At 72.3% G+C, this 26519-nt stretch carries 27 protein-coding genes and 2 pseudogenes; 11 read left to right on the plus strand and 18 right to left on the minus strand.

The genetic code is table 11. The features are described from left to right. The 3 genes from MET2598_RS0131860 to MET2598_RS0131870 all read right to left on the minus strand — a co-directional run. On the minus strand, positions 1-381 hold a 381-nt coding region (locus MET2598_RS0131860; RefSeq protein ID WP_018263593.1), incomplete at its 3' end, for a transposase. Between the two features lie 280 nt (positions 382-661). After that, positions 662-2101, minus strand: coding sequence for a sensor histidine kinase (locus tag MET2598_RS0131865; protein WP_012335792.1), 1440 nt, complete (start codon positions 2099-2101; stop codon positions 662-664). Further along, positions 2098-2763 carry a response regulator gene (locus MET2598_RS0131870; protein ID WP_018263594.1) on the minus strand — a complete coding sequence of 222 codons (666 nt, stop codon included), beginning with the start codon at positions 2761-2763 and terminating at the stop codon, positions 2098-2100. The genes MET2598_RS0131865 and MET2598_RS0131870 overlap by 4 nt, the downstream gene beginning before the upstream one ends. Before the next feature lie 136 nt (positions 2764-2899). On the opposite strand from MET2598_RS0131870, the gene MET2598_RS0131875 reads away from it, so the two are divergent. From MET2598_RS0131875 to MET2598_RS43945, 7 genes and pseudogenes are all read left to right on the plus strand, one after another. Next, positions 2900-3964 (plus strand): ABC transporter substrate-binding protein, encoded by a 1065-nt coding sequence (locus tag MET2598_RS0131875; RefSeq protein WP_012335790.1) that lies wholly within the window; start codon positions 2900-2902, stop codon positions 3962-3964. Between the two features lie 100 nt (positions 3965-4064). Further along, positions 4065-4268 carry a hypothetical protein gene (locus MET2598_RS43175; protein WP_236728852.1) on the plus strand — a complete coding sequence of 68 codons (204 nt, stop codon included), beginning with the start codon at positions 4065-4067 and terminating at the stop codon, positions 4266-4268. A gap of 59 nt (positions 4269-4327) precedes the next feature. Further along, on the plus strand, positions 4328-5359 hold the full coding sequence (locus tag MET2598_RS37775; protein ID WP_236728853.1) for an ATP citrate lyase citrate-binding domain-containing protein: 1032 nt from the start codon (positions 4328-4330) through the stop codon (positions 5357-5359). Between the two features lie 15 nt (positions 5360-5374). Then, the gene (locus MET2598_RS37780) at positions 5375-8110 is read left to right on the plus strand and encodes a CoA-binding protein (RefSeq protein ID WP_236728854.1); all 2736 of its coding nucleotides are present in this window, start codon (positions 5375-5377) and stop codon (positions 8108-8110) included. Positions 8111-8304: 194 nt separating this feature from the next. Beyond that, a complete protein-coding gene (locus MET2598_RS0131915; protein ID WP_018263601.1) occupies positions 8305-9618 on the plus strand; it encodes an MFS transporter in 1314 nt (437 codons plus the stop codon). A gap of 80 nt (positions 9619-9698) precedes the next feature. Beyond that, entirely contained in the window at positions 9699-10490 is a 792-nt protein-coding gene (locus MET2598_RS0131920; RefSeq protein ID WP_012335788.1) for a substrate-binding domain-containing protein, read from the plus strand. A gap of 369 nt (positions 10491-10859) precedes the next feature. Further along, positions 10860-10955: pseudogene (locus MET2598_RS43945) on the plus strand (IS5/IS1182 family transposase); the annotation flags it as partial. Positions 10956-11202: 247 nt separating this feature from the next. On the opposite strand, the gene MET2598_RS41765 reads toward MET2598_RS43945, so the two are convergent. Continuing rightward, complete coding sequence (locus MET2598_RS41765) at positions 11203-11514, minus strand: hypothetical protein (protein WP_157182306.1); 312 nt, start codon at positions 11512-11514, stop codon at positions 11203-11205. 219 nt (positions 11515-11733) lie between these two features. Between MET2598_RS41765 and MET2598_RS41770 the strand changes: the two genes are divergently transcribed. Then, positions 11734-12099, plus strand: coding sequence for a hypothetical protein (locus MET2598_RS41770; protein ID WP_157182307.1), 366 nt, complete (start codon positions 11734-11736; stop codon positions 12097-12099). Between the two features lie 694 nt (positions 12100-12793). Here the strand turns inward: MET2598_RS41770 and MET2598_RS0131935 are convergent. Together MET2598_RS0131935 and MET2598_RS0131940 are read right to left on the minus strand one after the other, a co-directional pair. Next, the gene (locus MET2598_RS0131935; protein WP_012335787.1) at positions 12794-13423 is read right to left on the minus strand and encodes an outer membrane beta-barrel protein; all 630 of its coding nucleotides are present in this window, start codon (positions 13421-13423) and stop codon (positions 12794-12796) included. 70 nt (positions 13424-13493) lie between these two features. Further along, positions 13494-13769 carry a YdcH family protein gene (locus MET2598_RS0131940; protein WP_026191046.1) on the minus strand — a complete coding sequence of 92 codons (276 nt, stop codon included), beginning with the start codon at positions 13767-13769 and terminating at the stop codon, positions 13494-13496. A 342-nt stretch (positions 13770-14111) separates the two neighbouring features. Between MET2598_RS0131940 and MET2598_RS0131945 the strand changes: the two genes are divergently transcribed. Beyond that, positions 14112-14849: a helix-turn-helix domain-containing protein gene (locus tag MET2598_RS0131945; RefSeq protein WP_012335785.1), complete on the plus strand. Its 738-nt coding sequence runs from the start codon at positions 14112-14114 to the stop codon at positions 14847-14849. A 77-nt stretch (positions 14850-14926) separates the two neighbouring features. Here the strand turns inward: MET2598_RS0131945 and MET2598_RS0131950 are convergent, their stop codons facing one another. Beyond that, positions 14927-15742, minus strand: a complete 816-nt coding sequence (locus MET2598_RS0131950; protein ID WP_018263605.1) for a universal stress protein — start codon at positions 15740-15742, stop codon at positions 14927-14929. A gap of 171 nt (positions 15743-15913) precedes the next feature. On the opposite strand from MET2598_RS0131950, the gene MET2598_RS0131955 reads away from it, so the two are divergent. After that, positions 15914-16186, plus strand: a complete 273-nt coding sequence (locus tag MET2598_RS0131955; protein ID WP_150108753.1) for a hypothetical protein — start codon at positions 15914-15916, stop codon at positions 16184-16186. 82 nt (positions 16187-16268) lie between these two features. On the opposite strand, the gene MET2598_RS0131960 is transcribed toward MET2598_RS0131955, so the two are convergent. Beyond that, complete coding sequence (locus tag MET2598_RS0131960) at positions 16269-17072, minus strand: helix-turn-helix domain-containing protein (RefSeq protein WP_012335782.1); 804 nt, start codon at positions 17070-17072, stop codon at positions 16269-16271. Between the two features lie 190 nt (positions 17073-17262). Between MET2598_RS0131960 and MET2598_RS43180 the strand changes: the two are divergent. Beyond that, positions 17263-17424: pseudogene (locus MET2598_RS43180) on the plus strand (pyridoxine 5'-phosphate oxidase C-terminal domain-containing protein); the annotation flags it as partial. 147 nt (positions 17425-17571) lie between these two features. On the opposite strand, the gene MET2598_RS41775 reads toward MET2598_RS43180, so the two are convergent. From MET2598_RS41775 to MET2598_RS0132015, 10 genes are all read right to left on the minus strand, one after another. Further along, on the minus strand, positions 17572-17982 hold the full coding sequence (locus MET2598_RS41775) for a hypothetical protein (RefSeq protein WP_157182308.1): 411 nt from the start codon (positions 17980-17982) through the stop codon (positions 17572-17574). 323 nt (positions 17983-18305) lie between these two features. Next, positions 18306-18611 (minus strand): hypothetical protein, encoded by a 306-nt coding sequence (locus tag MET2598_RS0131975; protein WP_012335780.1) that lies wholly within the window; start codon positions 18609-18611, stop codon positions 18306-18308. A gap of 241 nt (positions 18612-18852) precedes the next feature. Next, positions 18853-19611, minus strand: a complete 759-nt coding sequence (locus tag MET2598_RS0131980) for a 2OG-Fe dioxygenase family protein (protein WP_012335779.1) — start codon at positions 19609-19611, stop codon at positions 18853-18855. Between the two features lie 229 nt (positions 19612-19840). Continuing rightward, positions 19841-21094 (minus strand): argininosuccinate synthase-related protein, encoded by a 1254-nt coding sequence (locus MET2598_RS0131985; RefSeq protein ID WP_018263609.1) that lies wholly within the window; start codon positions 21092-21094, stop codon positions 19841-19843. Between the two features lies 1 nt (position 21095). Beyond that, positions 21096-22004 carry a DMT family transporter gene (locus MET2598_RS0131990; RefSeq protein ID WP_018263610.1) on the minus strand — a complete coding sequence of 303 codons (909 nt, stop codon included), beginning with the start codon at positions 22002-22004 and terminating at the stop codon, positions 21096-21098. Between the two features lie 313 nt (positions 22005-22317). After that, complete coding sequence (locus tag MET2598_RS0131995) at positions 22318-23160, minus strand: AraC family transcriptional regulator (protein ID WP_012335776.1); 843 nt, start codon at positions 23158-23160, stop codon at positions 22318-22320. Positions 23161-23448: 288 nt separating this feature from the next. Beyond that, positions 23449-24594 (minus strand): hypothetical protein, encoded by a 1146-nt coding sequence (locus MET2598_RS0132000; protein ID WP_018263612.1) that lies wholly within the window; start codon positions 24592-24594, stop codon positions 23449-23451. A 162-nt stretch (positions 24595-24756) separates the two neighbouring features. Then, positions 24757-25167 (minus strand): metal-sulfur cluster assembly factor, encoded by a 411-nt coding sequence (locus MET2598_RS0132005; RefSeq protein ID WP_026191047.1) that lies wholly within the window; start codon positions 25165-25167, stop codon positions 24757-24759. A gap of 294 nt (positions 25168-25461) precedes the next feature. Next, on the minus strand, positions 25462-25686 hold the full coding sequence (locus MET2598_RS0132010; protein WP_018263614.1) for a hypothetical protein: 225 nt from the start codon (positions 25684-25686) through the stop codon (positions 25462-25464). 98 nt (positions 25687-25784) lie between these two features. Beyond that, on the minus strand, positions 25785-26315 hold the full coding sequence (locus MET2598_RS0132015) for a helix-turn-helix domain-containing protein (protein WP_018263615.1): 531 nt from the start codon (positions 26313-26315) through the stop codon (positions 25785-25787). Positions 26316-26519 lie beyond the last annotated feature (204 nt).

Below are 26519 nucleotides of genomic sequence, written 5' to 3' on the forward strand. Positions count from 1 at the left end.
CTGGCGATGCACGCCGCACGAGGCCTTGCCCTGCTTCAGGAAGCCGGTCTCGTCGAGAACCAGAACCGCGTCCGGGTCGGCCAGCGTCTCCAGAGCATAGTCACGCACCACGTCGCGCAGAGCGTCGGCGTCCCAACGTCCGCGCCCNAGCACCGCCTGCTGGCGCCAGGGCCCGGGATCGCCCGCGGCTTCCGCCCGCATCCAACCCGTCTTGCGCCGCTCTGCACCGAGCAGTCCATCCAAGAACGCTCCGGCCGAGGCGGCGACCCGGCGCTGGGTGAACAGAGGCCGCATGCGCCCCTTCACCTCCCGGAGCGACGAGGCCCACAACTCCAGCGTCGCCTTGACCGAAGTCTCCGACGTCCATGATGCGCGAATCATGGCGACGCAAAGAGTCAGAACCTCGCCGAAAACGCAACTGTAATGCTAGGCTTGACGCTGCGGCCCGTCGAGCAGGCCGCGGACGATGCGAACGCACGGTCTGCCGTCGATCGGTCGTGGGTCGGCAACGCGCCGGGAGCAGACCTTCGATCGGTGCCGCCGCACTGGCCGCTTGCTATCCGGCAGGGATCTTTCGAGCTCCCGCGAAGCGGGCCCTCGATTTCCCACGGTCGTGGGAGCGGGGCGAACGACATGTCAACCACGCCGGCCCGGGACGGCGTCAAGGGTCCGGCTGCTTCGAGCCAGTCTCGGTGGATTTCATGGGGACCGGCGGGAAGACGATCCTGACCAGCAGCCCCGATCCGCCTCGGCGAGCGTCACCGAGGGTCACGGCGGCACCGATCCGGTCGGCGAGGGCCCGAACCACGGCGAGGCCGAGGCCGCTGCCCTCCGGGCCGCCACTCCGGGCGACCCGATAGAAGCGCGAGAAAACCTTCTCCCGGTGCTGCGGCGCAATTCCCGGCCCGTCGTCCTCAACCTCGGCAATGGCTCCGCCCGGTTCGTTCGCCACGCGCACGACCACCCGGGCGCCGGCCCCGGCGTAGCGGATCGCGTTGTCGACGATGTTGGCGAGGATCTCGCCGACCAGGGTCGCATGGCCCGGAACCATGACGGCTTCGCTCGGCCGTTCGTATTCGATCTCGACGCCGGCGGCGAGAGCGCGCGGGACCTGGTCCGCAAGAACCGTCGCGGCGACCTCGGCGAGATCCAGATTCGTCATCACGAGCGCGCCTGGGTCCTCGTCGGCGCGGGCAAGGGCGAGGAGTTGGGCGAGCAGGTGCTCCAGGCGCAAAGCCGCGCCCTCGATGTCGTCGAGCGCGGCGCGGCCTTCGGGGCTCGCGCCGACGCCGTGGCGGCGCGCGAGATCGACATGCATGCGCAGCACGGCGAGCGGCGTTCGCATCTGATGCGAGGCGTCGGCCGTGAAGCGCCGCACGGCCACCATGACCTGCTCCAGCCGGGCGAGCAGGGTGTTGAAGGCCAGCACCGGGGCGGCGGCCTCCGCCGGCACGCGCGAGGCGTCGAGGGGCTGCAGGCTGATCGCGCCGGGCGCCGCCCGCCGGTCGATCTCGGCGCTGAGATGATCCAGGGGCGCCAGGCCGCGGCTGATCCCGTGCCACGTCAGCACCCCGACCAGAGCCAGGAGGACGGCTTCGAGCACGAACAGGCCGCCGAAGAGCCGCGCCTCCAGGGTGCGTCGCGCATCGCGCGTCTCGGCCACCTGAACCAGGACCAAGCCCGGCTTGCCGTAGACCCGCCGCGCCTGCGCGGCGACGCGCACGGGCGCCCCGCGCATCACCGCGTCCCAGTGCCGGGTCGGGCCGGGCTCCATCTCCGAGGCCGGGCGAGGCAGGTCGCGGTAGCCCGTGACGAGCTGGTCCTGGTAGCTGACACTGTAGTAGATGCGGTCATGCGCTTGGCTCTCCAGCATGCCGAGCGCCACCCGCGGCAGGTCCACCGTCACCTCGTTGTCCTCGTCCAACGCGAGGCGCTCGGCGATGGCCAGGACGGAGCCGTCGAGGAGACGGTCGTGCGTCGTCTCGACGACATCCCGGATGACGAGGGCGCCGCCGAGGCCGAGCACGAGGGCGAGGGCTGCGGTGGGCAGGAGCATCCGCAGCATCAGCCCGCGCCGCAGGGAGGGCGGGCGCCGGCTCATCCGGCGTCGAGGAGATAGCCGAGACCGCGGATCGTGCGGATCTCCGGTCCCTTCGGCTGCAGCTTCTTGCGCAGGCGCGCGATGTAGAGTTCGAGGGCGTTCGGCGCCACCTCGTCGTCGAACCCGAACACCTCGTTGTTCAGCCGCTCCTTCGGCACCACCTGCCCGGCCTTGGCCATCAGCACGGTGAGCACCGCGCGTTCCCGGCGCCGGAGCGCAAGGGGTTCGCCGTCGAGCGTCACCGCCCCGGTCGAGCGGTCGAGGGCGAGCGTCCCGCAGCGCAGGACGGGGTTGGGCTGGCCCTGACCGCGCCGGATCTGGGCGCGCACCCGCGCCTCGAACTCGGCGGGGGCGAAAGGCTTGAGCAGGTAGTCGTCCGCCCCGAGATCGAGCCCCCGCACCCGGTCCGCCACCGCGTCGCGCGCGGTCAGGATCAGCACCGGCACGGTACTCCCTGCTGCTCGAATGCGCTGCAGCACCTCGAAGCCGGAGAGGCCCGGAAGGCCGATGTCGAGCACGATCAGGCTGTAGGGCTCCGAGAGGGCGAGCCGCGCCGCGTCCTCGCCGTCCGCTTCGTGGTCTGCCGCGAGTCCGGCGAGCCGGAGCGACGCCACGAGCCCCCGCGCCAGAGCCGCGTCGTCCTCCACGACGAGCACCCGCATCCGCCCGCCCTCCCTCGGTACCAGCCTCCGCGCATCCGCGCTGCGGCGGCTTGGCATCGCGGCGCGAGCCTGTAGCCTCGATCCTCGCGACTGTGAGCACCGCAGGCAACCGAAAAGCGGTGGGTGGGGAGGGAACGTGCGCATCCTCGCGGCCGGATTGATCGCCTTCGGCGTCCTGCTCGCCTCCGCCCGGGCCCAGGTCGACGCGCCCGTCGACGTGCGGCGCCAGGACGTCGCGGAGGCCGTGCGGGAGGGCGCATTGGTCATCCGCGCGACGACCGACGAGGCGGAGGCCTCCGCGCTGCTGGAGGGGTTCCGGCAGAGCTACCCGGGCGTCTCGGTCTCCTACGCCAAGCTGAACTCGTCGAAGCTCTACGAGGAGTTTCTCGCCGAGGCCGGGGCGGGAGGCGGTACGGCCGACATCCTCTGGAGCTCGGCCATGGACCTCCAGGTCAAGCTCGTGAATGACGGCTTTGCCGAGCGGTACGTCTCCCGGGAGGCGGAGGGGCTGCCGGCCTGGGCAGTGTGGCGCTACGAGGCCTACGGCGTCACCGCCGAGCCGGTCGCGATCGCCTACAACCGCAGCCTGCTTCCCGACGAGCGTGTGCCGCGCAGCCACGCCGACCTCGTCCGCAGCCTGACGCAGGACCCGGAGGCGTGGCACGGCAAGGTCGCCACCTACGACCCGGAGCGTAGCGGCGTCGGCTTCCTGTTCCTCACGCAGAACCTCGCGGTGACGCCGCGGACCTGGGACCTCGTGCGCGCCCTCGGGCAGGTCGGGGCGAAGCTCTACACCACCACGACGCACATGCTCGACCGCGTCGTCGCCGGCGAGGCGCTGCTGGCCTTCGATGTCTTCGGCGCCTACGCCCTGGAGCGGGCCAAGCAGGACCCGAGGCTCGGCGTCGTGCTTCCCGCCGACTACACGCTGATCACCTCGCGCATCGCCTTCATTCCCAAGGCGGCCCAGCACAAGGCGGCAGCCCGGCTCTTCCTCGACTACATGCTCTCATGGGAGGGGCAGGCGCGGCTCGCGGCCCGCTCGGTGACGCCCGCGCGCGCCGACGCGCGCCAGCCCGACGACCCCGTCGCGGCCGCCCCCCAGCCGATCGTGGTCGGGCCCGAACTCCTCACCGCCCTCGACCAGATCAAGCGCAGCCGGACGCTGAAGCAGTGGCGGCGGGTCATCGAGGGACGATAGGACGAAGCTTTCCCGGCCACGTCGCAGAAATTCGCGCCGCGACAGATTTGTGACAGGTTCCATCTCGAAGATCCCTCCAAACACATTCAGGAGGGAACGGATGCAAGTCACGGGCATGTTGCACGGCGCGAAGCTCCTGCAGTTCGCCGGCTTTCCCACGTCCGAGGTGCTCGGCCCGGACGCGAGCGAGGAAGAGATCAAGGGGCTGATCGACCGCCACGGTTCGATCTTCATCAAGCCGGTCTTCAAGGGCGGCGTCGGCAAGAAGGGCAAGGCGGGCTCGTCGGCCGCGCCTCGGACCTGAGGACGGCGCTGCGCGAGAAGGAGCGGCTCTACTTCTCGGAGCACCGCCACGGCCACGCGGTGGCCAAGGCCAACGGCGTCACCTTCGAGGGCGCGGTGCCGGCCGAGCACGAGGTCTACTTCTCGATCTCCGACAGCACGCGCTACCGCGCCCCGACCATGACGCTGACCCACCGCGGCGGCGTCGACATCGAGGAACTCGACAAGAGCGAGGTGGCGCAGGTTCCCTTCGACCCGCTCACCGGCCTCAAGGCCTTCGTGGTGGCGAACGCCCTCTCGGAACTGAACGCCCCGAAGGCCCTGATCTCGCCGCTGGTGCAGCAGCTGCCGAAGCTCTGGGAACTCTACCACGGCTTCGGCATGACCACGGTCGAGCTGAACCCGATCCGCATGCGCCCCGACCGCAGCGGCCGCCTCACCCCCGTCGCCTGCGACTTCAAGTGCGGCTTCGACCGCGACGACCCGCGCTGGCAGCGCCTCGGCCTGCCGGGCCACCTGTTCTCGGTCGACTACTCGGACTTCGAGGCGGAGATCAACCAGTTGCGGACCTACCAGGGCCAGAGCGACGTCTGCATCATCAATGCGGGCGGCACCATCCTGGCCCCGACCTTCGGCGGCGGCGCCAACTCCCTCGTCACCGAGATGCTCGGCGACGACGCCATCATCTCCTCGGACTTCGGCGGCAACCCGCCCTACGAGAAGATGAAAGAGGTGGCGCGGATCTGCTTCAAGCACTGGCTCCGCCAAGCGAACGTGCTGTTCATCATCGGCGGCAAGTCGAACAACACCGACATCTTCGAGACTTTCCGGGCGATGGCGGACGCGCTGCGCGAGCATGTCGGCCGGCACGGGCCGACGCCGCTGTACATCGTGGCCGGCCGCGGCGGCCCGAACCTGGTGCGCGGGATGGGGGCGTTGCGCGACACGGCCGAGGCGCTCGGCCTGCCCTACCGGCTGTTCGGGTTCGATTCCGACATGAGCGAGGTCGTCGCCTACGCCCGCAAGGCCGACCAGTGGATGCGCCAGGGCGGCCGCGAGGCGGTGGCGCGCGCCATCGGGCTCGGCGAGCCGCTGCGTCACGCGGCCGAATGATCAGGGGAGGACGACATGCACAAGCACGGCATCGGCAGCTTCAAGTACCACGTCGGCATCTCTTCGCTCGATCAGGTCGCCACGCGCCAGGACCGGGTCTGCGTGCTCAACATCCTCGGGGGTGAGTCGAGCGACGTGACGCCCGTCGGCCACGCCTATTCGGGCGGCAACGTGGTGTTCGGCACCTCGCCCGGCCGCCGCGGGCAGGTTCTCGAGACCCCGCTCGGCGAGATCCCGGTCTACAACAACGTCCGCGAGGGGCTGGAGGCCGGGCACCGCTTCAATTGCGGCGTCGTCTACCTGCCGCCGTCCGGCGCCCGCGACGGCGTCGCCGAGCTGATCCGGGTCAACCCGGACCTGCGCAAGATCTTCATCGTCACCGAGAAGCTCTCGGTCCACGACAGCCGCGAGATCCGGGCCCTCGGCCAGCAGAACGGCGTCGACATCTTCGGCGGCAACAGCCTCGGGGTCGCCGACGCCTACCATCAGGTCCGCATCGGCGGCGCGCTCGGCGGCGACAGCCCGGGCGAGGCGCTCAAGGCCGGCTCGGTCGCGATCTTCTCGAATTCCGGCAACTTCACCACGACGATCGCCACCTACCTGCGCATGAGCGGCTGGGGCACCACCACGCTCATCTCCAGCGGCAAGGACGTCTACATCCAGTACGCGGCCCCCGAATTCGCCTTCGCGCTCGCCAACGACGCGCGCAGCAAGGCGGCGGTGCTCTACGTGGAGCCGGGCGGCTACTACGAACTCGACGCGCACTTCACCAAGCCCGTCGTCGCCTGCGTGGTCGGGCGCTGGAAGAGCCGGCTCTCCCGGGCGGTGGGTCACGCGGGCGCCATGGCGGGCGGCGACGACGATGCCGCCGCCAAGGAGCGCTGGTTCATGGAGAAGTTCGGGGTGGAGGGCGTGTTCACGCCCGACAACCCGGTCGTCTCGGCCAAGGGCGCGGTGGTCACGAACATCGCCCACATCCCGGCGGCGCTCACCGCGGTGATGCGCGAGAACGGGGCGCGGCCCGACTTCGCCCCCGAGAGCAGCCTCGCCCTCAAGCCCTGGTTCGGCTCGAATGCCGGCCTGACCCTGCCGGCCGGGCTCGACCTGCCGGTGGTCGCGGCGGCGATGCCCTACGGCGAGCAGATCGCGCGGCTCAACCGCCAGATCGGCATCGTGCTGCCGCGCCAGACCATGAAGGACGTCTCGGGCGCCTCACAGATGGACCCGAAGACGCAGGTCACCAGCCTGCACGGCGTCTCGATGCTGGAGGCGGCGCGCCTGCCGATGGAGGCGAACCTCGCCCTCGCCCTCCTGCGCGAGGCCGCCGGCGAGAACGACCGGGCGCTCATCAACGCCGCGGTCGCCGCCGAGGTGAACCTGCACGGGCGGCCGGAACTCGCGGCCGCTGAGGCCGCCCGCGAGGCCGGCAACGCGCCGAACGTGGTGCTCGCCGCCGCCGCGAGCCTCGTCGGCCCGCGCCGGGCCGAGACGGCGCGGCGGATCTGCCGGCTCCTCACCGACCGCTTCGTGGAGGCGGGGCTGCCGAGCGCCCTCGACGAGAGTTTCGACCTCGGTCGCGTGGCGGCGGATCCGGATCTCGCCGCTCTCCTCGTCGGCCCGAAGCCCGATCCGCGGGCCGAGGCGCTCCTCGACGCGTTGCAAGCCCGCGGCGCCCGCTCGGTGTTCCTGCGCTACCTGCGCAGCCTCGGCGGCCACCCGACGCGGGACGCGGTGCTGGCCACGGTCGCCACCACGCTCGCCTGGGGGCCGCTGATGCGCAAGCGCATCTCGCGCCTCACGGCCGAGAGCCTGCCCTGGTGGCTGCAGCTCTTCGGCGTGCTGCTGGGCGCGGCGGTCCCGGCGGAGGGGCACGAAGCGGACAGCTTCTGCGGCGTGCCGAACGTCGACCTCCTCGGGCGCCGTACCCTCGGCGAGATCGGCTGCCTCGCGCTCCTCGGCCGGGAGGGCGCAGCCGGCGACGTGTTCGTGTTCGAGACCCTGATCGGGCTCCTCCTGTCGAACGGTCCGGGCACGATCTCGGCGCAAGGCTGCAAGGGCGCGGTCTCGGCCGACGGGCCGGAGAGCCCGGAGCGGGTGCCAGCTCAACAAGGCGGTGATCGGGTTCCTGAGCCATGCGGGCTACGCCCACGGCGGCAACGGCTACGAGGGCATCGCCTTCCTGATCGAGCAGTTCCGCGACGCGGGCCTCGCCGACCCGGGCGACCCGGACCACGACGTCGACCTCGAGGCGCTCGCCGACCGCACCGCCGCGGACTACGCCCGCTACAAGACCGACCGGAAGAGTGCGGGCAGCCTCGACATCCAGAAGATCCCGGGCGTCAACCACCCGGTCTTCAAGGACAAGGCCGTGAACCACGACCCGCGCGAGGTCTGGATCCACGACCTGCTCGCGGCGCGCGGCGACACCAACGCCTTCCACGCCTACTACCGCGCCCTGGTGCGGGCCCTTCACGAGGCGGGCGTGTCGCGCACCGTCTACTGCGTGAACATCGACGCGGTGATCGCGGCGCTGCTCCTGAAGATGCTGTGGCGGCCCTACCAGGACGGCGACTTCTCTGGCGCCGCACTCGAGACGGCGGCGTTCACGATCTTCCTGTTCGCCCGCATGCTCGGCTGCGCGGCGGAGGTGGACGATCACACGAACCGCGGCCGCAACATGGACACGCGCACGCCCGCCTCGCAGTGCCGCTTCGTGGCCTGATCACGCGAAGGCCCGCGCGACGGCCTTAGCGCGGGTCCCGCTCCTGACACGACGGCGAGCCGTCCGCAGCCCGGACCGACGCCTCGCTCCCCGCGCATCGGACGGAGGCCGCATCGCGGCCTCCGGCGCGGGCCGCCGTCCGGCGGATCCCGACCCCGCAGCCCGTCCGCTCCGGCGGCGGGCCACCCTGGCACCACCATCACAAAGCCCCTGGGAGGATATCATGGCGCATTTCGCCCCCGAGGATCGCTCACGATCCAAGATCGCCACCGTGCTGCGCGTCACGAGCGGCAATTTTCTAGAGATGTTCGACTTCTTCCTGTTCGGGTTCTACGCCACCTACATCTCCAAGGCGTTCTTCCCGACCGGCAACGAGTATGCCTCGTTGATGCTCACCTTCGTGACCTTCGGGGCGGGCTTCCTGATGCGGCCGCTCGGCGCCATCTTCCTCGGCGCCTACGTCGACCAGGTCGGGCGGCGGCAGGGCCTCATCGTCACCCTCGGCATCATGGCGATGGGCACGATCCTGATCGCCTTCGTGCCCTCCTACGCGACCATCGGGCTCCTCGCCCCGTTCCTGGTGCTGATCGGCCGGCTGCTGCAGGGCTTCTCGGCGGGCGTCGAACTCGGCGGCGTGTCGGTCTACCTCGCCGAGATGGCGACCCCCGGCAAGAAGGGCTTCTACGTCTCCTGGCAGTCGGGCAGCCAGCAGGTCGCCATCATGGTCTCGGCGCTGATCGGCTACGTCCTGAGCCAGGCGCTCACGCCGGAGGCCGTGGGCTCCTGGGGCTGGCGCGTGCCTTTCGTGATCGGCTGCCTGATCGTGCCGTTCCTGTTCTACATCCGCCGCTCGCTGGAGGAGACCCAGGAGTTCCTCGCGCGCAAGCACCGTCCCGGGGCCCGTGAGATCTTCGCCTCGCTGGCGCACAACTGGCAGATCGTGCTGCTCGGCATGCTGCTCGTGGTGATGACCACGGTCTCGTTCTACACGATCACGGTCTACACCCCGACCTTCGGCAAGAGCGTGCTGAAGCTGTCGGCGGAGGACAGCCTCCTCGTCACCTTCTGCGTCGCGGTGTCGAACTTCTTCTGGCTGCCGGTGATGGGCGCGCTCTCCGACCGGGTCGGCCGCAAGCCCATCCTGCTCGTGTTCTCGGCCCTGACGCTACTCACCGCCTACCCGGCGCTGGCGTGGCTCGTCGCCAACACCTCCTTCACCAACATGCTGGTCGTGCTCCTGTGGCTGTCCTTCCTGTACGGGAGCTACAACGGCGCGATGGTGGTGGCGCTGACCGAGATCGTGCCGGCGAGCGTGCGCACGGCGGGCTTCTCGCTCGCCTACTCGCTCGCCACCGCGCTGTTCGGCGGCTTCACCCCACTGGTCTCGACCTGGCTGATCGAGGTGACCGGGAACCGTGCCGCCCCGGCCTTCTGGCTGGCCTTCGCGGGCGCCTGCGGCCTCGTCGCGACGCTGCTCATCTACCGGGAGCGGAGCCACGCGGAGGGGGGGCTCGCCCGGGACGCTGCGATGGCCTGACCTCCCGCTGACCGCTCGCGACCGCCCCCGTTCTCCGGGCGCTGCGGGTGGCCCGACCTCTGCCCTGATGGAGAAGACTCGTGATCCGTTCCAAATTCCTGTTCCGCGGCCTCGGCCTGGTCCTCCCGCTTCTCCTCGCAGGAGCGGCCCTGGCCGCCGAGGTGCGCGTCGTCAGCTCCGGCGGCTTCGCGGCAGCCTACCGGGCACTTGCCCCCGAGTTCGAGCGCCGTACGGGCCACAGGCTCGTGGCCGAGTGGGGACCCTCGATGGGCCAGACCCCGCAGGCGGTGCCGGCCCGGCTCGCGCGGGGCGAGCCGATCGACGTCGTGATCGTGGTCGGCTACGCCCTCGACGACCTCATCAGGCAGGGCAAGGTGAGCGCCAACAGCCGCACCGCGCTCGCGCGCTCCGGCATCGCGCTCGCGGTGCGCGCGGGCGCGCCGATGCCCGACATCAGCAGCGTCGAGGGCCTGCGCCGGACCCTGCTCGCGGCAACGTCGATCGCCTACTCGGACAGCGCGAGCGGCGTGTACATCGAGCGGGACCTGTTCAAGCGCCTCGGCATCGCCGAGCAGGTCAAGGACAAGGCGCGGATGATCCCGGCCGAGCCGGTGGGCGCAGTGGTGGCCCGCGGCGAGGCGGAGGTTGGCTTCCAGCAGCTCAGCGAGCTGAAGCCCGTGCCGGGAATCCAGATCGTCGGCCTGTTGCCGGAGGAGGTGCAGCTCTACACGCTGTTCTCGGCGGGCGTCGTTGCGGGCAGCCGCGAGCCGGAGCCTGCGCGGGCGCTGATCCGCTTCCTCGCCGGTCCGGAGGCCGCCGCGGCGGTGCGGGCGAGCGGGATGGAGCCGCTCGGGGCCGATGCCGTGCGGTAGCGGAGCACTCTCTCAATAGAAACTTGCTATGCTGGCGTGAAAAGCTCTGATCGCATGCACGCTCAGGTTTCATCCGTGAGGGACGGCGAAGCCGGTGTGCACCTCATACGACATCCGATTGAGCGCTTCGCCATCTCCGATTTCGGCCATGCGGATGTCGGCGTCGCTCAGGCGCCGCGCAGGCTTGTGCTACGGGACCCGCTTTGATCAAGCGGGTCCCGTATCAGAGCGCTTCGGCATCAGGGTTTTCCTTTTGTGGCCTGTTCGAGGATGGCTAAGCGCGCCGCGCCAGGGTCTGAATCGCACCAAGGTGTTGCAGGGTCTGTAGTTTTGTGATTCAGGGCCGCCGCTTGCCGCATGCAGGCGGCGATGGCGGACCTGTTCTCGCTCTCGGACGAGCAGTGGGCGGTGATCGCGCCGTTCATGACCACAAACCACCCTCGACCCCGCGCGCCCTCGGGCCGCGGACGGTCGTCCTAAGCCGCGGTCCCATTACAGCGAGACCAGCTCGGCCGTACCGGGGAGGCCGCCGGCCATCGGGCGGACCTTGGCACGCGCCGGCAACCAGGGCGCGACGGCCGCGAGCAGGTCCCCTTGCGTCGCGGAGCCGACCGGCCCTCCGCGTCGTCTCGACCCGCCATGCGCCCGGCAGGGCGCGCTTGCCGTACCGGAGCGCCAGCATCGGCTCCCGACGGCGCTCCGGCACCTTGGATCAAGGAGCGGCGCGATGCCCTGCCGGTCGGCGGCGGGCTTCGGCACCGCGGCGGCGCGGGGCGCCATCACGGCGTCGGGGTCGCTCCGCGCGCTGCCCAGGAGGCGCGGATCCACCGTCGCGCATGTCGGTCCGGTACATCTCGCGCGGCTGGGCGGCCAGATCCACTAGTTTAGCGCTGCGCACCTGGAGCATGGTGGCGATCAGCGGGGCGAAGTTGTCGCGCGGCGCCTTGCACTGCCAGTAAAGCAGGTCCTTGAACTCCGCCGCAACTCCCTCCGCAAGCGCCCAGATTCCGCCCACGATTCCCATGCGCCTCCCGGCCAGCGGGAAAGCCTAGGATCACGCCGCCTTTCAAGCCACCATACTTCCAAGCAAGCCGACACGGAATGAGCGTGGAGACTGCCCGGAGAACCGCGCCGGTTACCTGAGTCTGTTGATCGACCGCGCAGATGACCCAGAGTCGCAACCGACTCCGTATTGACAGATCGGCAAATTTGCCATCATGTGCGTCATCTGACGGAGGGTCAGATGGACTACGACGAAGCGCAGAAGATAGCTGGCGAGCTGTACGGCAGGGTATTGTTGCGAGATGCAGGTCAAGAAGGCTTCGCATACACGATCGACAGACTCACCAACAATATACATCCTCTCGAGATTGCTAGGGAGATGATGCTCTCCGAAGAATTTGCGGACAAATTTCTCCTTAATACCTCAATCAATGAGATTGCGAGGAAAATTCATGTCGCGGCTTTCGGCTCACACCCGACCAAAGAATCGATCAAACAAAATGCAATGACGATCGTTGCGAAAGGTTTCCAAGGATTTATTTCCGACATTATCGCGAGAAAAATCAGAAACTCCAATTCCAGAATTCCTGACCTGCGCGAATATTAACCATCTCAGACATCTTGAAAACGCCGAGAGCCCGGCAGGGCCGGGCCGATCGAAGGTAGGATCGGTGCCGCGCGTCCATCCAACCACGCCCGACAGCACTGCGCGGTCACCGGGGCGACCTGTCGGTCCCGCGGGCTGAGCAGCGTCGCCTCCTCGGAGAAGCGCGCCGGGCGGGCGACGGCGCCCGCCGGCCCTGCGCATTCACATGCTCCTGCCGGATCGCGGTCTGCGCGTCATCGGGCGGATCCCTTCCCGCTCGGCATCACTCACACGCCTCCTGCGCCGGCGGCTCGAACGGAAAGGTCATGCGGGATCCGCTTGATCGAAGCGGATCCCGGATCACGCGCCCGCGCGGCGCCTGAGCGCGGCGCCTGAGCGAAGCCGACATCCGCATGGCCGAAATCGGAGATGGCGAAGCCATCAACCGGATAGCGTATCAGACGGTGACTACGCTTCCATGTCGTCCGTCCAGCCGAGTTCCATGACTTTCCTCAGAGCCTGTCCGGAGCGTCAGGTCTGGCGTGCGGCGCGTCGCAGGAGGACCGAGACGACTTCAGGATCGAGACGATTTGGCTGCTGGCGGCCTGCGGGGCCCGCACCAGCGCGCGGCCATCCGTGGCGGCCAGGGCCTGCCGCTTGCGGCCCTTCGCCTTCCCAGCTTCGCGGGGCCTGCTTGGCCGGCGCGCCGCACCGTTCAGGGAATCCCGCGCCCCGCGACGCCCGCCTCGACCGCCACCGAGAGCCGGTCGGTGACCGCCCATTCGACCCCGACGCGCGCCTCCGGCCGCACCGCGAGGTCCTCGCGCGCGAAGGATCGCGAGACCGCCGTCGGCCCGACCCGCAGCGTCTCGTGCACGGCCACGGCGCCGGCCTTGGCGTAGACGAGCACGTCGGGCGTGAGGAGCGCCCCGACCTTCACCTCCAAGCCGCCGGCGAGGTCGCGGGAATAGGCGAGTCCCCCGAAGCCCGGCGCGGCGCCCCCGCCGAGCGCCGAGAGGAAGTCGAACCCGCCGGAGACGCCGTAGACCAGCCGGCCCTCCTGCCACATCCGCCCCCCCTCGAACCCGACGGTCGGCCCCGCGGAGCTGCCGAAATGCTTCGACGAGACGGCCGCGAACCCGGTCGACAGGGCGGCGTAGGAGCCGGACCAGCGGGTCTCCTCGTCGCCGGCCGGCCGCGGCCACGCGAAGGACGGCAGCGCCCCGAAGCCCGCGAAGGGCGGGACGCCCTGCGCCGCCGCGAGGTCCGCCCGAAGGAGGAAGCCGCCGAGCAGGAGGCAGGCCGCGACGCGGCCGAGCGGCCGAGGACAAGCGAGTCGGGTCATGCCGGACGATAGCCGCAGGGCGCGTGCCCGAACAGCCCCGCTCGGCCGCGCCGCCCGCGGCGCGATCGCGTCAGTGGCCCGCCAGCTCGGCCGCCTCCCGGCCGCGCGGGGCCGCGTCGAGCCAGCGGGCGATCTCGTCCTTCAGGCGCAAGCGCTCGAGGCGGGCGGCCCGCTCCGTCTCGTCCGAGACCGGCTCGATGCGCGCCTCCATCCGGTGCACCGCGCGGTTGATGGTGTGGTAGCGCTCGACCAGAGCGGCGAAGCGGCCATCCGCCTGCCTGAGCGCCTGGATGCGCCCGCCCTGGTCGGGGAACTCGTTGGCCAATTCATGGGGAACGTGGGACACCGGACGTCTCCTTCCTGGTGACGGCGCTCCGGGGAGCGGCGGCGGTCCAGGGCAGGCCCGGCCGCGTCGGAGCAGGCCCATCCTGGCCGTGGGCCCCCTCTCCTCCTTGATCCAGCGCAAGGTGGCCGCCCCGAGGCCCCGCGCGGGACGGGCCGAAACCTGCGCTGGATCAATGCATCCGCTCCGCGGTGGCTGCAACGATCAGGCGGGGCGGGCTCTGGACCAGTCCCGCCGCGACGACCCCGCCTGCGCGCGGCAGGCGGGGCGGGGGGCGGGGGCGCGTCAGGAGATCTCGTCGGGAGATCGCGCCGAGGGGCGTTCCGAGACCGGGAGTTCGAGTCGATGCTGACAGTCAAGGATCATTGCGAGTCCGCGGGACTTGTCTGCGGGAACCGGCCGGGCTCGAACTGCGCCGCCTGCGGGGCGCGCCCGTTCAGCATCTGCGCGGTGATGGACCTCGACGAGCTCGACAGTCTGGAGAGCCTCAGCCAGCACCTCTGCCTCGACCGGAGCCAGACGCTGTTCGGGCAGGACGAGCCGGCCGCCGCGGTCTACAACGTCATCGAGGGGGCGCTGCGGCTCTCCCGCCTCCTGCCCGACGGGCGCCGGCAGGTGATGGGCTTCGCCCTCACGGGCGACTTCCTCGGCCTCGCCCGCCAGGAGCGCTACACCGTCACCGCCGAGGCGCTGGCCCCGGTGCGGGTGTGCCGGTTCGAGCGCAGGGCCTTCGCGGGCGTCGTCGAGAGCAAGCCGCACCTGCTGATGAGCCTGCACGAGCGGGCCCGCCACGAATTGTCCCTGCTCCAGGACCAGATGATGCTGCTCGGGCGGCGCACCGCCGAGGAGAAGATCGCGAGCTTCCTGATCGGCCTGCGCGAGCGCTACGCGCGCATCGGCCGCGTCTCCGTGACCCTCGAACTGCCGATGGGCCGGCAGGACATCGCCGACCATCTCGGCCTGACCATCGAGACGGTGAGCCGGATGATGACCCGCCTCGACCGCGAGCGCACCATCCTGATCGTCCCGGGCGGCGTCCGCCTGCTCGACCCCGCCCGGCTGGAGCGCCTGGCGGCGAATTGAGGCGGGCCGCCGGGCCCCGCCGGCGCGGCCGCGCTGTGGGCGCCTCGGCCGGGGCCTCGGAGGGGGCCTCGGCCGGCTCAGTGGCTCATCAGCAGGCAGAGGGGCGCCGTCCGCAGCGCGTCGTGGGTGGCGCCTCCGAACATCCATTCCCGCAGCCGGCTGTGGCCGTAGGCTCCCATGACGACGAGGTCGGCGTCCTGCCGCTCGGCGAAGCGCAGGATCTCGTCCGCGGCGCTCCTGGCGTGGCAGGTCAGGAAATGCGCCGTGACGTGGGCGCCGTGGCGGGCGAGGTGCCCGGCCACGTCCTCGGCCCCCTCGAACCGGGCCTCCGCCCCGGCCGTGGCGACGAAGACCTGGTCGGCCGCCGTGATGAAGGGCAGCGCGCCCGAGACCGCGCGGCGCGCCTCGGGCCGGTCCTTCCAGGCGACCACGACGCGCGCCGCCCGCAGCCGGTCGATCCCGGGCGGGACGACCAGGACCGGCCGCCCGGCCTCCATCAGGACCGGCCCGGGCTCGACGCCCATCTCGCCCGGATCGGCATCCCCGGATCCCGGGCGCCCGACCACCACGAGGTCGGCGGACCGGGCCTGCTGGACGAGGACCGCCAGCGCGTGCGCGGCCGCGGAGCACCACGCCGTCGGCACGCCCTCGCCGGCCTCGCGCTCGAAGGCGGCCCGGACCTGCGCCAGTTCCTCGCGCAGGCGCGCCTCCTCCCTGGCGAAGATCGCCTCCGCGTCCCGGAAGTCGTTGACCGCGGCCGGTGCGGGCACGCGCCGCGCGGCGACGCCCGTCAGGGTCGCCTCGAACCGGCGGGCGAGGTCGGCCGCGAGACGGACCCGGTCGCCCGTCTCCGGACCTGTGTCGAGGGACACCACGATGCTTGCGTAGGACATGATCGTCTCCCGAGGCCGCTCTCGCCGACCCGATTGAGCCCGTTTGAGGCCCATCGTGTTGGGGCGGGCGGGACGCAGCCTTGATCCACCGCAAGGACCCCGGTCTCCGCCCCGATGCGGCGGCCCGGCCCGCGGCGGGGCGCGGCTCATCGGGCGCCCGCCGCGCCGTCATTGACCCAGCGCAAGGAGGAGGCGGGCGCGCGGGACGACGAGGGGAGCGTTCAGGAGGAAGCCATGACCGTGCTGCTGACCCTCGCCTTCCTGCCGGTGCTGGTCGCGCTCGTGCTCGCCAAGGGCGAGATCGGGCGCGCCCTCGGCTGGCTCGGCCTGATGACCGTGGCCCTCCTGCTGGCCTGTTCGGGCCTCGTCAGCCTCGCGCTGGGGCGGCGGGGGACCCTGGCCCGGACCGGCGCGGACCTGCCCGCCGATCCCCGCGGCGCCTGAGCGCGTCCCGCGCGGGCTTGAGCGACGCCGGCATCCGCATGGCCGAAATGGGAGATGGCGAAGCGATCCGTCGGATGTCTCATCAGTCGCGGGGGCGGCGCGGATCCCGCGTCCGGCGCGGCGGGGCGGCCCGGGCAGCGGCCGCCTCGGCCGGGGGCGGCGCGGGGCCCGTCCCCGCGCGCGCCGTCTCCTCGGCGAGGCCGGGGTCGATCAGCGGGTCGGGCAAAGCCGCCCCGACGAGCCGGCCCCGGTCCAGGATCGCGATGACTTGGCCGTCGACCCGGATCCCGTCCCGCTCCAGGCTCGCCAGGGCCCGCGAGAAGGATTCCCGCGTCATGCCGAGTTCCGAGGCGATCACGTGCTTCTCGTAGGGCAGGAGCGCCCGCGCCGGCGTTCCCTGCCGCTCCGACAGCGCCAGCAGGTAGCAGCCGACCCGCTGCGTCGAGGAGCGGAGCTTCAGGTTCTTGGTCTGGCGCACCATCCGGCGGAACTGCCGCGACAGCGTCGCGATCACCGCCTGCGCGAGGCCCGCATCCGTCGCCACCGCCTCCCGGAACACCTCGGCGTGGATCAGCAGGAAGCGCGAGGGCTCCGGCACGCGCGCCTGCATCAGGAAGGGCGAGGCGGTCATCACGGCGGCCGGGATCACGAGGTCGGGGGCGCAGACGACCTCGATCAGGACCTCGCGCTCCTCCACGGACCGGCCGAACAGGTGAACGGACCCGGCCGTCAGGACGTACTGGAAGTTCGGGACCTCGCCCTGGTCGAACAGCACCGTGCCGGGCCCGACGCGGTGCTCGACGGAATGCCGCAGCAGGGCGTCGAGGCAGGCGGCCGACACGCCCCGGAACGGCGACAATTCCCCTTGCAGAACCTCTTCGCGCATCTCTCCGCCCGAACCGAACCCCCGCGCCCGCGCGTCGGAGCGAACGCTGCGTCGGCATGATAGTTGATCGACGCGCAGCCGCTCGTTGACCTGCATCAAGGCTGCGCGCCGGCCCTGCCCCACCCCCGCGCCGGGGTTGCGGCCGGCCCTCCCCTCGGGCCGCCGGCCCGCGGGACTCGATCCCGCGGCCCGGCACGCGGACGGGCCGGTGCCCCGGCCGCCGCACTGGACCGGGTTCCGCCTCGCCCCCACGGCGATCGAGTTCCGGCAGGACGGCGCCTTCCGGCTGCACGACCGCGTCCGCTTCACCCGCGAGGGCGAGGACCGGGACCGGACCCTGCTCTGCCCCTGAGGGGCCGGGGCTCTGCCCCTGAGGGGCCGGGGCTCTGCCCCTGAAGGGGGCCGGGGCTCTGCCCCTGAGGGGCCGGGGCTCTGCCCCTGAGGGGCCGGGGCTCTGCCCCTGAGGGGCCGGGGCTCTGCCCCTGAAGGGGGCCGGGGCTCAGCCCCTGAGGGTCCCCGGGCGGCCCGGAACCCCTCGGACGCCTCTCGGGCGCGGCGAGGGAGCTCTCGGGCGCGGGCCGACGCCGCCGCGCCACCGTCGCGGCCCCGACGACCATCCCGCCCGATCACCCGCACCCGCGGGCAGGAGCCGAGACCGGCGGGTGCGCGGCCCGGATCCGGTCGGGGATCCTGACGCGTCATCCGCCATCCGGTTGATGGCTTCGCCATCTCCGATGTCGGCCATGCGGATGTCGGCGTCGCTCAGGCGCCGCGCGGGCTCATCCGACATCCGGTTGATGGCTTCGCCATCTCCGATGTCGGCCATGCGGATGTCGGCTTCGCTCAGGCGCCGCGCGGGCTTGGCATCCGACATCCGGTTGATGGCTTCGCCATCTTCGATGTCGGCCATGCGGATGTCGGCTTCGCTCAGGCGCCGCGCTCAGGCGCCGCGCAGGCGCGTGATCCGGGATCCGCTGCGATCACGCGGATCCCGGATCAGACCACATCCGCGTGATCCCTTCGGGATGGCGGATTCGGGCGTCGCTCGAGCGCCGCGCGGGCGCGTGATCCGCGAGCCGCTGTGATCGACCGGATCCCGGATCAGGGCCGGCGAGGCGCCGGGCACGCCGCGCTGCGGCGCCCGGAGCCGCGCGCCGGCCGCGCGCAGCATCTGTCCGGCGCGCCGAAGGCCGCCCGTCGACGGCGCCGCGTGCCGCCTCCGCGACCGCCGGATCACCTCTCGCGCAGATGCGCGGCGAGCGGGCCAGCCGAATCCGGCCCCGGGAGCGCGACGCGCCCCGGGCCGTTCCGCCGGCGCTCGATGCTCGCGCGCATCAGCGTGTGGGCGTGGGTCGTCATCGTGTGCCCGATATCGGACATCAGGTTGGCCGATTCCTCCGGGATGTTGCTCGCGCCGCAGGTGATCGAGACCAGGAGGTCGAGCTGGTCCACGAGCTGGCCGATCGCACTGACGAGCGGCGGCAGCAGATCCGCGACATCGTCGATGGTCGGGCGCGAAACGTCGGTGTGTCTGCTCATCGCGAGCCCTTGCGAGTGGTGGGGAAGCGGCCGGGGTCCCGGGCGGGCGGGGGCTCGCCCCGGCCCCGACCCGGGCGGAATGCCCTCCGCGCTCCCGCTCTGGGTCTTGGTCCTGCATCGTGGTCGCGGGCCGGGGCGGGATCCGATCCTGGCGATCGAATCCCGCCCCGGCCCCTGCCGCATCGCCCCGGCGGACCGGCAATCGTCCCGTCGGGGCGCGAAGCGGGCTTGCTGTCCGGGCTCAGGCCCCGATCCTCTCGAAGGCGATCACCAGCACGTCCCGGAACGCGAAAGCCTTGCGCGGGTCCTCGACGTGGACGGAGGACACCCCGTGGTAGGTCACCCGGTCGTTGCCGACGACGAAGTCGTGCGGGTGGCCGAGTTCGACGTCGCCGATCAGGCTCCGGTCGTCGTCGGTGATCGTGCTGATGCCGCCCACCACGTTCACCCGCCGGATCATGTAGGAGACGATGAAGTCGACGCCGTCCTTGTGCAGCCCCTCCGGGGCGGGCTCGCCGCGCGCGCCGTCCCGCGCCACGATCCGGTAGGGGTGCAGCTTGACGTTCCAGCGCGCGTGCCCGGCCGCGCGGGAGAAGATCTCGCCGAAGGTGGTCACGATGCGCGAGAAGTTGCGGTTGCCGACGAAACTGTCGCGCAGCGGCTCGAAATGGCGCTTGAACCCGCCGTTCAGCCGGTTGACGGCGGCCGATTGCTCGTAGGGCTGATGGGGAAGCTGCCGCAGGGAGCGGCGGAGGTCGTCGTACTCGAAGGCGCTGTAGCGGCGGTAGCGGTAGGTGCCGCCGTCCCGCATGTGCTCGTCGCGCAGGAGATGGTTCCACTCGTCGGCGAAGGCCTCCCAGGCCGGCCCGAGGTCGAGCCCGAACCCCTTCACCGTGTGCTCGCCGCGCGAGAACCACCATCCGTGGTCGCTCAGGTTCTCGACGAGGTCGTCCCGGTAGCCGTCCCGGGCGATCCCGGGGAATTTCACCGCCACACTCATCTGGTTCCCCTCCTGTGAGGTTTGCGCGCGAGCCCGTCCGGCGAAGCGGTCGCCCCTTCGCCGTCGGGACCACGAGACGATCGGAGACTTGAAATCCGAGGCTTGAAATCCGCGATTTGGACCCGCCCCGGGGCGGGCCCGGCCCGGGCGGGCGACGCGTCGTCCGCACGGCTGTTCGATGGGCCGCAGATTCCGCCGCGGCATCGGCGCCCGCGCTGGCCGACCCCGCTCAGGCCGCCCGCGGGATGCCGAGGCAGGCCCGCCCGGCCTCCCGGCTCTCCCAGAGATCCCTGTCCCGGATGTAGAGGGGCGCGTCCGCCACGATCGCGCGCGGCAGGAAGCGCTCCGCGTCGATCCGGTAGGTGACCGTCCCGGAGACGCTCGCGAGGGCTTGGCGGATCGCCTCGCCGCACATCGCGTGGAGCGTGCTGCCCCAGCGGCCGCTGACCGCCTCCTGCACCCAATCCTGCTCGAGCCGCTGCTTGACCACGATCGCGCGGGTCTCGACGCAGGCCGTCTCCAGGTGGCGCAGGGCGTCCATCAGGATCGCGGCGGCCGGGGCCTCGCGGACCTCCAGCACCTTCTCGCCGCCGCTCAGGTGCTCCAGGCCGACGTAGCGGCCGTGGCCGAACCGGCCCACGCGCTGATTGAGCTCGGCGATCGCGTCGATGAGGGCGATCGGCCGGCCGTCGAGCGCCACGAGGTCGCCCCGCTCGAAGGTCAGGGCGATCTCCTCCGGGGCGAGTGCGACGGGCCCGGCGCCCGATGCCGCGCCCTCGCCGGGCGCCGGGCGCCCGCGGGTCCAGTGAAACGCCTCCTCGGGAATCCGGAAATCCTCCGGATCGTCGAGCGGGCCGGATTCGAATTCCCGGCACCAGAGGTTCTCGTCCCCGCTCAGCGCGCGCTCGGCCATCGCGCCGAGCCCGGCCTCGGCCAGTTCCGCCGCCTTCTGCTGCCGGGAGATGGCCGATTGCTCGTAGGGGCTGCCGTACTGTCCCGGGAAGCCGAGCCGCGCGAGGCTGTTGTTGAGGCGCGGCAGGCTGTTCTGCGACAGGTTGGCGGTGTGCAGGATCAGGTCGGCGCCGACCCGCCGGGCGTAGCGGGCGACGAGTTCGGCGATGGCCGGGCGGCTGAGCGAGCTGCTCAGCGGGTAGATGCCGAGATACTTCGCGTGGGCGCGGATCGCGGGGCGGACATGGCCCTCCACGAAGTGGCCGCGACCGTCGAGGCGGACGAACTCGGCCCCGAACAGGGACGCCGCGCGCCGCAGGGCCGGCTCGTCGAGCGGCGCGCCGACATCCACCGCCACCGCGTGGACATGCGCGAAGCCCAGCCCGCGCAGGCGGTGGAGCAGGTAGGAGCTGTCGAGGCCGCCGCTGAACATCGTCACGACCGGGGCGGTGCGCGTCGGCCCGCCGGTCAGGTGGTCGAAGCTCCGGATCACGCGGACGGAACTGCGCACCAGGGGGGAGATGAAGTTCATCTTAGCTCCTGCTCTCGGCGGCGAGGCCGACGAAGGTACCGGTCAGGGTGAGGCCCGCGCCGAGGACGCTGAGCGGAGAGAGCGGCTCGGCGAGGAGGATGTGGGCGAGCGCGAAGCCGAACAGGGGCTCGGTGCCCATCAGGAAGCCGACCCGGGTCGGGCTGGTCCGGCGCAGGGCGGCGTTCTGGACGTAGAAGGCGGCGATCGTGCAGAAGAGCGACAGGAAACCGACCGCCGCCCAGAACCGCCCGTCGGCCCGCACGACGAGCGCGGCGGGATCCGAGGGGTCGAGGAGGAGGACGAGCGCGAGCAGGCAGACGCTGGCCGCCTGGGTCGCGGTCAGCGCCGCCGCGGTCAGGCAGCGGCCGGCCATCAGCCGCTTGGTGGCGACGACCATGACGGCGCGCAGGCCCGCCGCCACCAGGACGAGAAGGTCCCCGGCGCTCAGCGCCGAGACCCCGCCCGCGAGGAGGCCCACCCCCGCGCAGGCGAGCGCCGCGCCGAGGAGCACCAGGGCCGGCGGCCGGCACCCCGCCAGCCCGTAATCGAGCAGGGGGGTGAACACGGTGCAGAGCGAGATGATCACCGCCGTGTTGGTGGCGCTCGTCCGGGCGACCCCGGCGGTCTCCGCGAGGAAGATCAGGAACAGGATGCCGCCGAGGAGCGCCCCCCGGGCGAGGTCCGGAACCGGTGCCCGGGCGAGGTCCCGTCGGGCCACGGCCGCCATCACGACCGCGGTCACCAGGAACCGGTAGAAGATCAGCACCAGGACGGGCGCTTCCCGCAGGGCGTCCTTGGCGATCGGGTAGCTCGCCCCCCAGACCAGGGCGATGCCGAGCACCGCCAGGTCGGCCCAGAGGGCGGGGGTGGGAATGAGGATCGGCCGTACCGCCCGCCCCGTCGCTTGCAATTGCCCGGCTTCCACTGGCCCGCCTTCCCGCTCGGTCGGGCGGGCCGCTGGACCGGTCCGCCCGCCCAAACCGTAGGAGGGGGCGCGAGGCGCGCGATAGAACGAAAGCGCGCCCTCATCCGACATCCGGTTCATGGCTTCGCCATGCGGATGTCGGCTTCGCTCAGGCGCCGCGCGGGCTCATCCGACATCCGGTTGACGGCTTCGCCATCTCCGATTTCGGCCATGCGGATGTCGGCTTCGCTCAGGCGCCGCGCTCAGGCGCCGCGCAGGCTCGTGATCCGGGAGCCGCTTCGATCAAGCGGATCCCGGATCAGCCCTGGGCGTAGGCGCCCGGCGTCATCCCGACGATCGACACGAAGTGGCGCGTCATGTGGCTCTGATCCGCGAATCCCGCCTGCGCGGCGGCCTCCGCGGCCGAGAGGCCGGCGCGCAGCATGGCCTTCACCGCCTTCACCTTGAGGACGACGTGGTAGGCGTGGGGCGGAAGGCCGGTGCAGCGCTTGAACGCCTCGATCGTCTGCCGGCGCCGCAGGCCCGAGACCGCGCAGAGGTCGTCGATCGTGACGTTGTCGCAGGCATGCGCCTCCAGGAACTCCACGGCGCTGGCGATCCGGCCGTCCGGCGGCCGCGCCCCGCCCTCCGCGTTGAAGGTCGGGCAGATGATCTCGACGAGCAGGCGGATGATCGCGTCGAGCGCGACGTCGCGCGCCAGGGTCAGGGTCGAGAAGTGCAGCACTTGGTGGAAATGGCTGAAGCAGGTCGCGAGATCGGGCCGCAGATGGAAGGTGGTCTTGAAGTCGGGCTTGACCCGCGGGCGGTCGGTGGCCTCGCGGATCAGCTGGCTCATCAGGTCCTCGCTGACGTAGAGCATGCGCTGGACCCAGCCCTCGGCGACCGCGGCGCCGCCGTGATGGACCTCGCCGGGATGCATGGTCACGACGGTGCCGCCGCCGACGCGATGCTGCTCCCCGCGGCACCAGACCGCGTGCGCGCCGACCTCGATGATCCCGATCACGAACTCGTCGTGGGCATGCGGCTTGAAGGATTGACGCACGTAGTGCGCGGCGAGTGTTTCCAGCCCCCGATGATTGGGAGGACGGCGGATCGACACCCGATCCTTCGCCGGCTCGTTCCTGGATGTGAGATCGATCATCGGCCCCTCTGGTGGCGCGGCGCGGCTTCGGTTGATTTTGTCCCCTTGTTCAATCTAAAATTGTATCTCTCGGTTCGATCCTCCGCGAGCCCGGGTCGTCGCGCGCGGGCGGCGCAGCCCGCTCGGCATCCTGCCCGGTCCCAGGAGGTGATCAACACGGACGCACGGCGCGGTTCCCGAGGTCAAGACATCCCGGGGCTGTCCACCGGCGGCGCGGCGAGGCCGTCCGCACTTGAACGATCGTGCGCTCCGCCCGGCGGGGACCGCCTCGCGCCGCGGCGCGAGCGGTCAGGGGGCGGCAGCGTCCTGCGCGGCGGCGCCGTCCCGGGCCTGGCCCGCCGCGACCGCGAGGGCGAGCGCGAAGGCGAGGAGCGCCGCCGCGCTGGCGAGCCCGCTGCCGCGGCGGCCGGGCTCCCACCCGGCGAGATCCGCCCCGAGCCGCAGCGCCACCGCGCCGTGCAGGAGCGCCAGCGGCCCGTACAGGAGGGGGCTGAAGCGGAGCCGCACCCGCGCGACGGCCGGCAGGATGACCAGCGCGTGCCCGAACACCATCGAGAGCACGAAGCCGATCAGCACCGCGTGCAGCGCCATGTCGTACCCGAAGGCGGCCTCGCCGGGAGGCAGCGCGACGAGGACCAAGCCCGCGGTCCCGAGCCAGGCGTAGCCGGCGAGCATGCAGGCGGCCATGAAGCGGACCTGCCCCCGGCCCCGGATGCCGCGCCCGGCGACGTCGTGGCGCGCGAGCCAGGCCGTGAGCCCGAGGAGGCCGGCCCCGAGCAGCGCCGCGCCCGGACCGGCGAGGCCCCGGAGGGCGCCGGCGGCGACGAGCGCCACGGCCAGGAGGTAGGCCGGCAGGCTGCCGCGCCGGCGCGGCAGGAGCCGGCTGAGTTCCAGGCGCTCGCCCGCGATGGTGAGGACCAGGAAGGCGAGCCACCAGCCCGCGAGGTCGGGCACGGCCGCGCCCCGGGCCCAGAGCAGGCAACCGGCGAGCCAGGCGGCCGCCCCCGCCGCGAGCGTGGCGGTGAAGGCGGCCGGCTGCAGCCCGACCGCCAGGAGCGACGCGGCGGTCAGCACGAGGGCCGCCGCCGCGTAGGCAAAGCCCCCCGCCGCCTGCGGCGCCCCGGCGAGGAGCGCGACGGTCCCGGCCGCGGAGAGCCAGGGCGCCGCGAAGGTCCAGGCCCGGCCGAGCGCGACGGCCCGCTCCAGCCCGACCAGGGTGCCGAAGAGGCCGCAGATCAGGAGCGGTCCGTGCAGCGCGGCGAGGGATGAGCCCCGCGGCAGGTCGAGGCCGAGCCGCCACAGCCCCGCCCAGAGCCCGGCGAGCAGCGCCGCCGCGGCCGTGGCCAGGATGGGCAGCCGAATCGCCCGCCGGGGATCAGGGCCCCCCGCCGGGGCGGGGCCGGCCGGCTCCCCGCGCGGATGCGCCGCGCTCATGCCCGGCCGCTCCCGGGGCGCGGCGCGGGAGGGTGGGCCTGCGGCATGGTGGTGTCCTCCGGACCTGTCGGGGCGGCGCGGCGGGGCCCGCCGCGCCGGGTCAGCCTGTCCGCCGCGCCCCCGGTCCACCTTGATCCCGATCAAGCCTCGGCGGCGCGCCGGTCAATTCCAGCCGGGTCCGCGCCGGGACGGGGGCCCGCGCTCGAGCAGCGCCAAGCCCTGCTCGGTGATGCGCTCGGGGGTCCAGACCGGGCTCCAGACCAGCCGGACCAGGAGGTCGGGGCAGTCGTTGAAGCGGCGCCGGAGATGCTCCCGGGCGGCGTCGACGATCAGGGCGCCGAGCGGGCAGGTCCGCGTCGTCAGCGTGAGGTCGACCTCGATCCGGGCGGGCCCCCGCACGGCCCGGTAGACGAGGCCGAGATGCACGATGCTGACGCCCAGTTCGGGATCGGGCACGCCCGACAGGCAGTCGAGCAGTTCGGGGTCGAGGGGCGCTCGGCCCCCGGTCGCGGCCCCGCCGGATTCCTCCTCGGCCGGGCGCCGGACCGCGCGGCCCCTCCACCAGGATACCATCGTGACCCCCCTTCCCCGCGTGATCGCCGGCAGGATGTGGGCCGGCCTCGCCGGAACCTTGATCCGGATCAAACGCCGCCCCGGCCCGGGCGCCTCATCCGATATCCGGTTGATGGCTGCGCCATGCGGATGTCGGCGTCGCTCAGGCGCCGCGCTCGCAGCGCAGAAGGGCCGGCCCGTGCCTCGTGGCTCGGCACTCGCCGCGCGCCACGGTCGCCGCCCCCGCGGACGGCGCCCGCGAGGACGAGCCGGGACCGACGGGCGCGCCCTGCGGGTCGGCGGCGGCGGACCGGATCACATGGCGAGGCGCATCTGCACGGCGAGGGCGTAGAAGAGCGCGGTCAGCGCCCCGACGGCGAGCAGGATCGCGACGACGTGCGTCGTGTCCGGCAGGTCGACGCGGAGCCGCTGCGCGGCCACGGCACGGTGCGGAACCGGCCCGCGCGGCCGCGCGCCCGGGATCCCGCGCGCCGCGAGGCGGACCCCGCCGGGGGCGCGCCGGTTGTCAGGCTGGTTCATGGCTTCCCTCGCCCCGTTCCCGCGCCCGCCGGGGGCCACGCCGCCGGCGGATGCTGACCTGAGGTCGGGCAGCGGGCGCGAAGGATCCTTGCTGCAGATCAACGCGCCCCGTGCCGCGGCGCCGGCAGACCCGGCAGGGCGCGGGGCGGGCCGCGCTCAGGCCCGTCCGTCGGCGGCGGGGGGCGCCGCAGGTCCTGGACGAGGATCCGGCGCCGGCGGGCGAGCCGCCGCAGGTCGTCCTCCAGCTGGCGGTGAGTCTCCGAGGCGCGCTCCCGGGTCTCGTCCGCGTCGATGGCCCGAGAGGCGATCGTCCCCATCAGCGCGCAGCAGCGCCGCACGCGGTCGATGCTGCGGTCGAGCCGGGCGATCTCCTCCACCTGCCGGGCAAGGCCCGGACCGGACGGCCCGGCGGCGCCGGGGCCGTCCTCGCCCGGTCGGCGCGCGAGCGAGCGCAGGAGGCCGAGGTTCCGGCGGCTCGGCCGCGACCGGCCGACGGCCCATTGCCCGACCGTCGCGCGCGAGACGCCCAGGCGCCGGGCGATCTCCGACAGGCCGTAGCGCTCGGCCGCCGACGCGAGGTCGCGGGGAGCCTCCGGGCCGAGCGCGGGTCGGGATGGATGCGACGCCATGGAATTCCCTCGTGGCTGCGCCCCGGACGCGGTCGCGAGACGGCGCGGCGGCACCTCCGCGCATGGTGTGAGGCCGGTCGCGGCGCTCGCCATGATCTGCATCAAGATGCCGGCGCGCTCCGATCCGGACCAGGCTCGCCCGCGGATCGGCGGGATGGGCCTAATCACGCCCGCGCATCGCCGCAGGTTGGACTAGTCCTTATC

Origin of the sequence: Methylobacterium sp. WSM2598 (assembly GCF_000379105.1) — a bacterium.
Classification (GTDB): Bacteria; Pseudomonadota; Alphaproteobacteria; order Rhizobiales; family Beijerinckiaceae; genus Methylobacterium.

Coding starts and splice junctions, on each gene's coding strand:
- MET2598_RS0131865 (WP_012335792.1), bottom strand. CDS start 2,101: ATGAGCCGGCGCCCGCCCTCCCTGCGGCGCGGGCTGATGCTGCGGATG.
- MET2598_RS0131870 (WP_018263594.1), bottom strand. CDS start 2,763: ATGCGGGTGCTCGTCGTGGAGGACGACGCGGCTCTGGCGCGGGGGCTC.
- MET2598_RS43175 (WP_236728852.1), top strand. CDS start 4,065: ATGCAAGTCACGGGCATGTTGCACGGCGCGAAGCTCCTGCAGTTCGCC.
- MET2598_RS37780 (WP_236728854.1), top strand. CDS start 5,375: ATGCACAAGCACGGCATCGGCAGCTTCAAGTACCACGTCGGCATCTCT.
- MET2598_RS0131915 (WP_018263601.1), top strand. CDS start 8,305: ATGGCGCATTTCGCCCCCGAGGATCGCTCACGATCCAAGATCGCCACC.
- MET2598_RS41765 (WP_157182306.1), bottom strand. CDS start 11,514: ATGGGAATCGTGGGCGGAATCTGGGCGCTTGCGGAGGGAGTTGCGGCG.
- MET2598_RS41770 (WP_157182307.1), top strand. CDS start 11,734: ATGGACTACGACGAAGCGCAGAAGATAGCTGGCGAGCTGTACGGCAGG.
- MET2598_RS0131935 (WP_012335787.1), bottom strand. CDS start 13,423: ATGACCCGACTCGCTTGTCCTCGGCCGCTCGGCCGCGTCGCGGCCTGC.
- MET2598_RS0131945 (WP_012335785.1), top strand. CDS start 14,112: ATGCTGACAGTCAAGGATCATTGCGAGTCCGCGGGACTTGTCTGCGGG.
- MET2598_RS0131950 (WP_018263605.1), bottom strand. CDS start 15,742: ATGTCCTACGCAAGCATCGTGGTGTCCCTCGACACAGGTCCGGAGACG.
- MET2598_RS0131960 (WP_012335782.1), bottom strand. CDS start 17,072: ATGCGCGAAGAGGTTCTGCAAGGGGAATTGTCGCCGTTCCGGGGCGTG.
- MET2598_RS41775 (WP_157182308.1), bottom strand. CDS start 17,982: ATGGCCGACATCGAAGATGGCGAAGCCATCAACCGGATGTCGGATGCC.
- MET2598_RS0131975 (WP_012335780.1), bottom strand. CDS start 18,611: ATGAGCAGACACACCGACGTTTCGCGCCCGACCATCGACGATGTCGCG.
- MET2598_RS0131980 (WP_012335779.1), bottom strand. CDS start 19,611: ATGAGTGTGGCGGTGAAATTCCCCGGGATCGCCCGGGACGGCTACCGG.
- MET2598_RS0131985 (WP_018263609.1), bottom strand. CDS start 21,094: ATGAACTTCATCTCCCCCCTGGTGCGCAGTTCCGTCCGCGTGATCCGG.
- MET2598_RS0131995 (WP_012335776.1), bottom strand. CDS start 23,160: ATGATCGATCTCACATCCAGGAACGAGCCGGCGAAGGATCGGGTGTCG.
- MET2598_RS0132000 (WP_018263612.1), bottom strand. CDS start 24,594: ATGAGCGCGGCGCATCCGCGCGGGGAGCCGGCCGGCCCCGCCCCGGCG.
- MET2598_RS0132005 (WP_026191047.1), bottom strand. CDS start 25,167: ATGGTATCCTGGTGGAGGGGCCGCGCGGTCCGGCGCCCGGCCGAGGAG.
- MET2598_RS0132010 (WP_018263614.1), bottom strand. CDS start 25,686: ATGAACCAGCCTGACAACCGGCGCGCCCCCGGCGGGGTCCGCCTCGCG.
- MET2598_RS0132015 (WP_018263615.1), bottom strand. CDS start 26,315: ATGGCGTCGCATCCATCCCGACCCGCGCTCGGCCCGGAGGCTCCCCGC.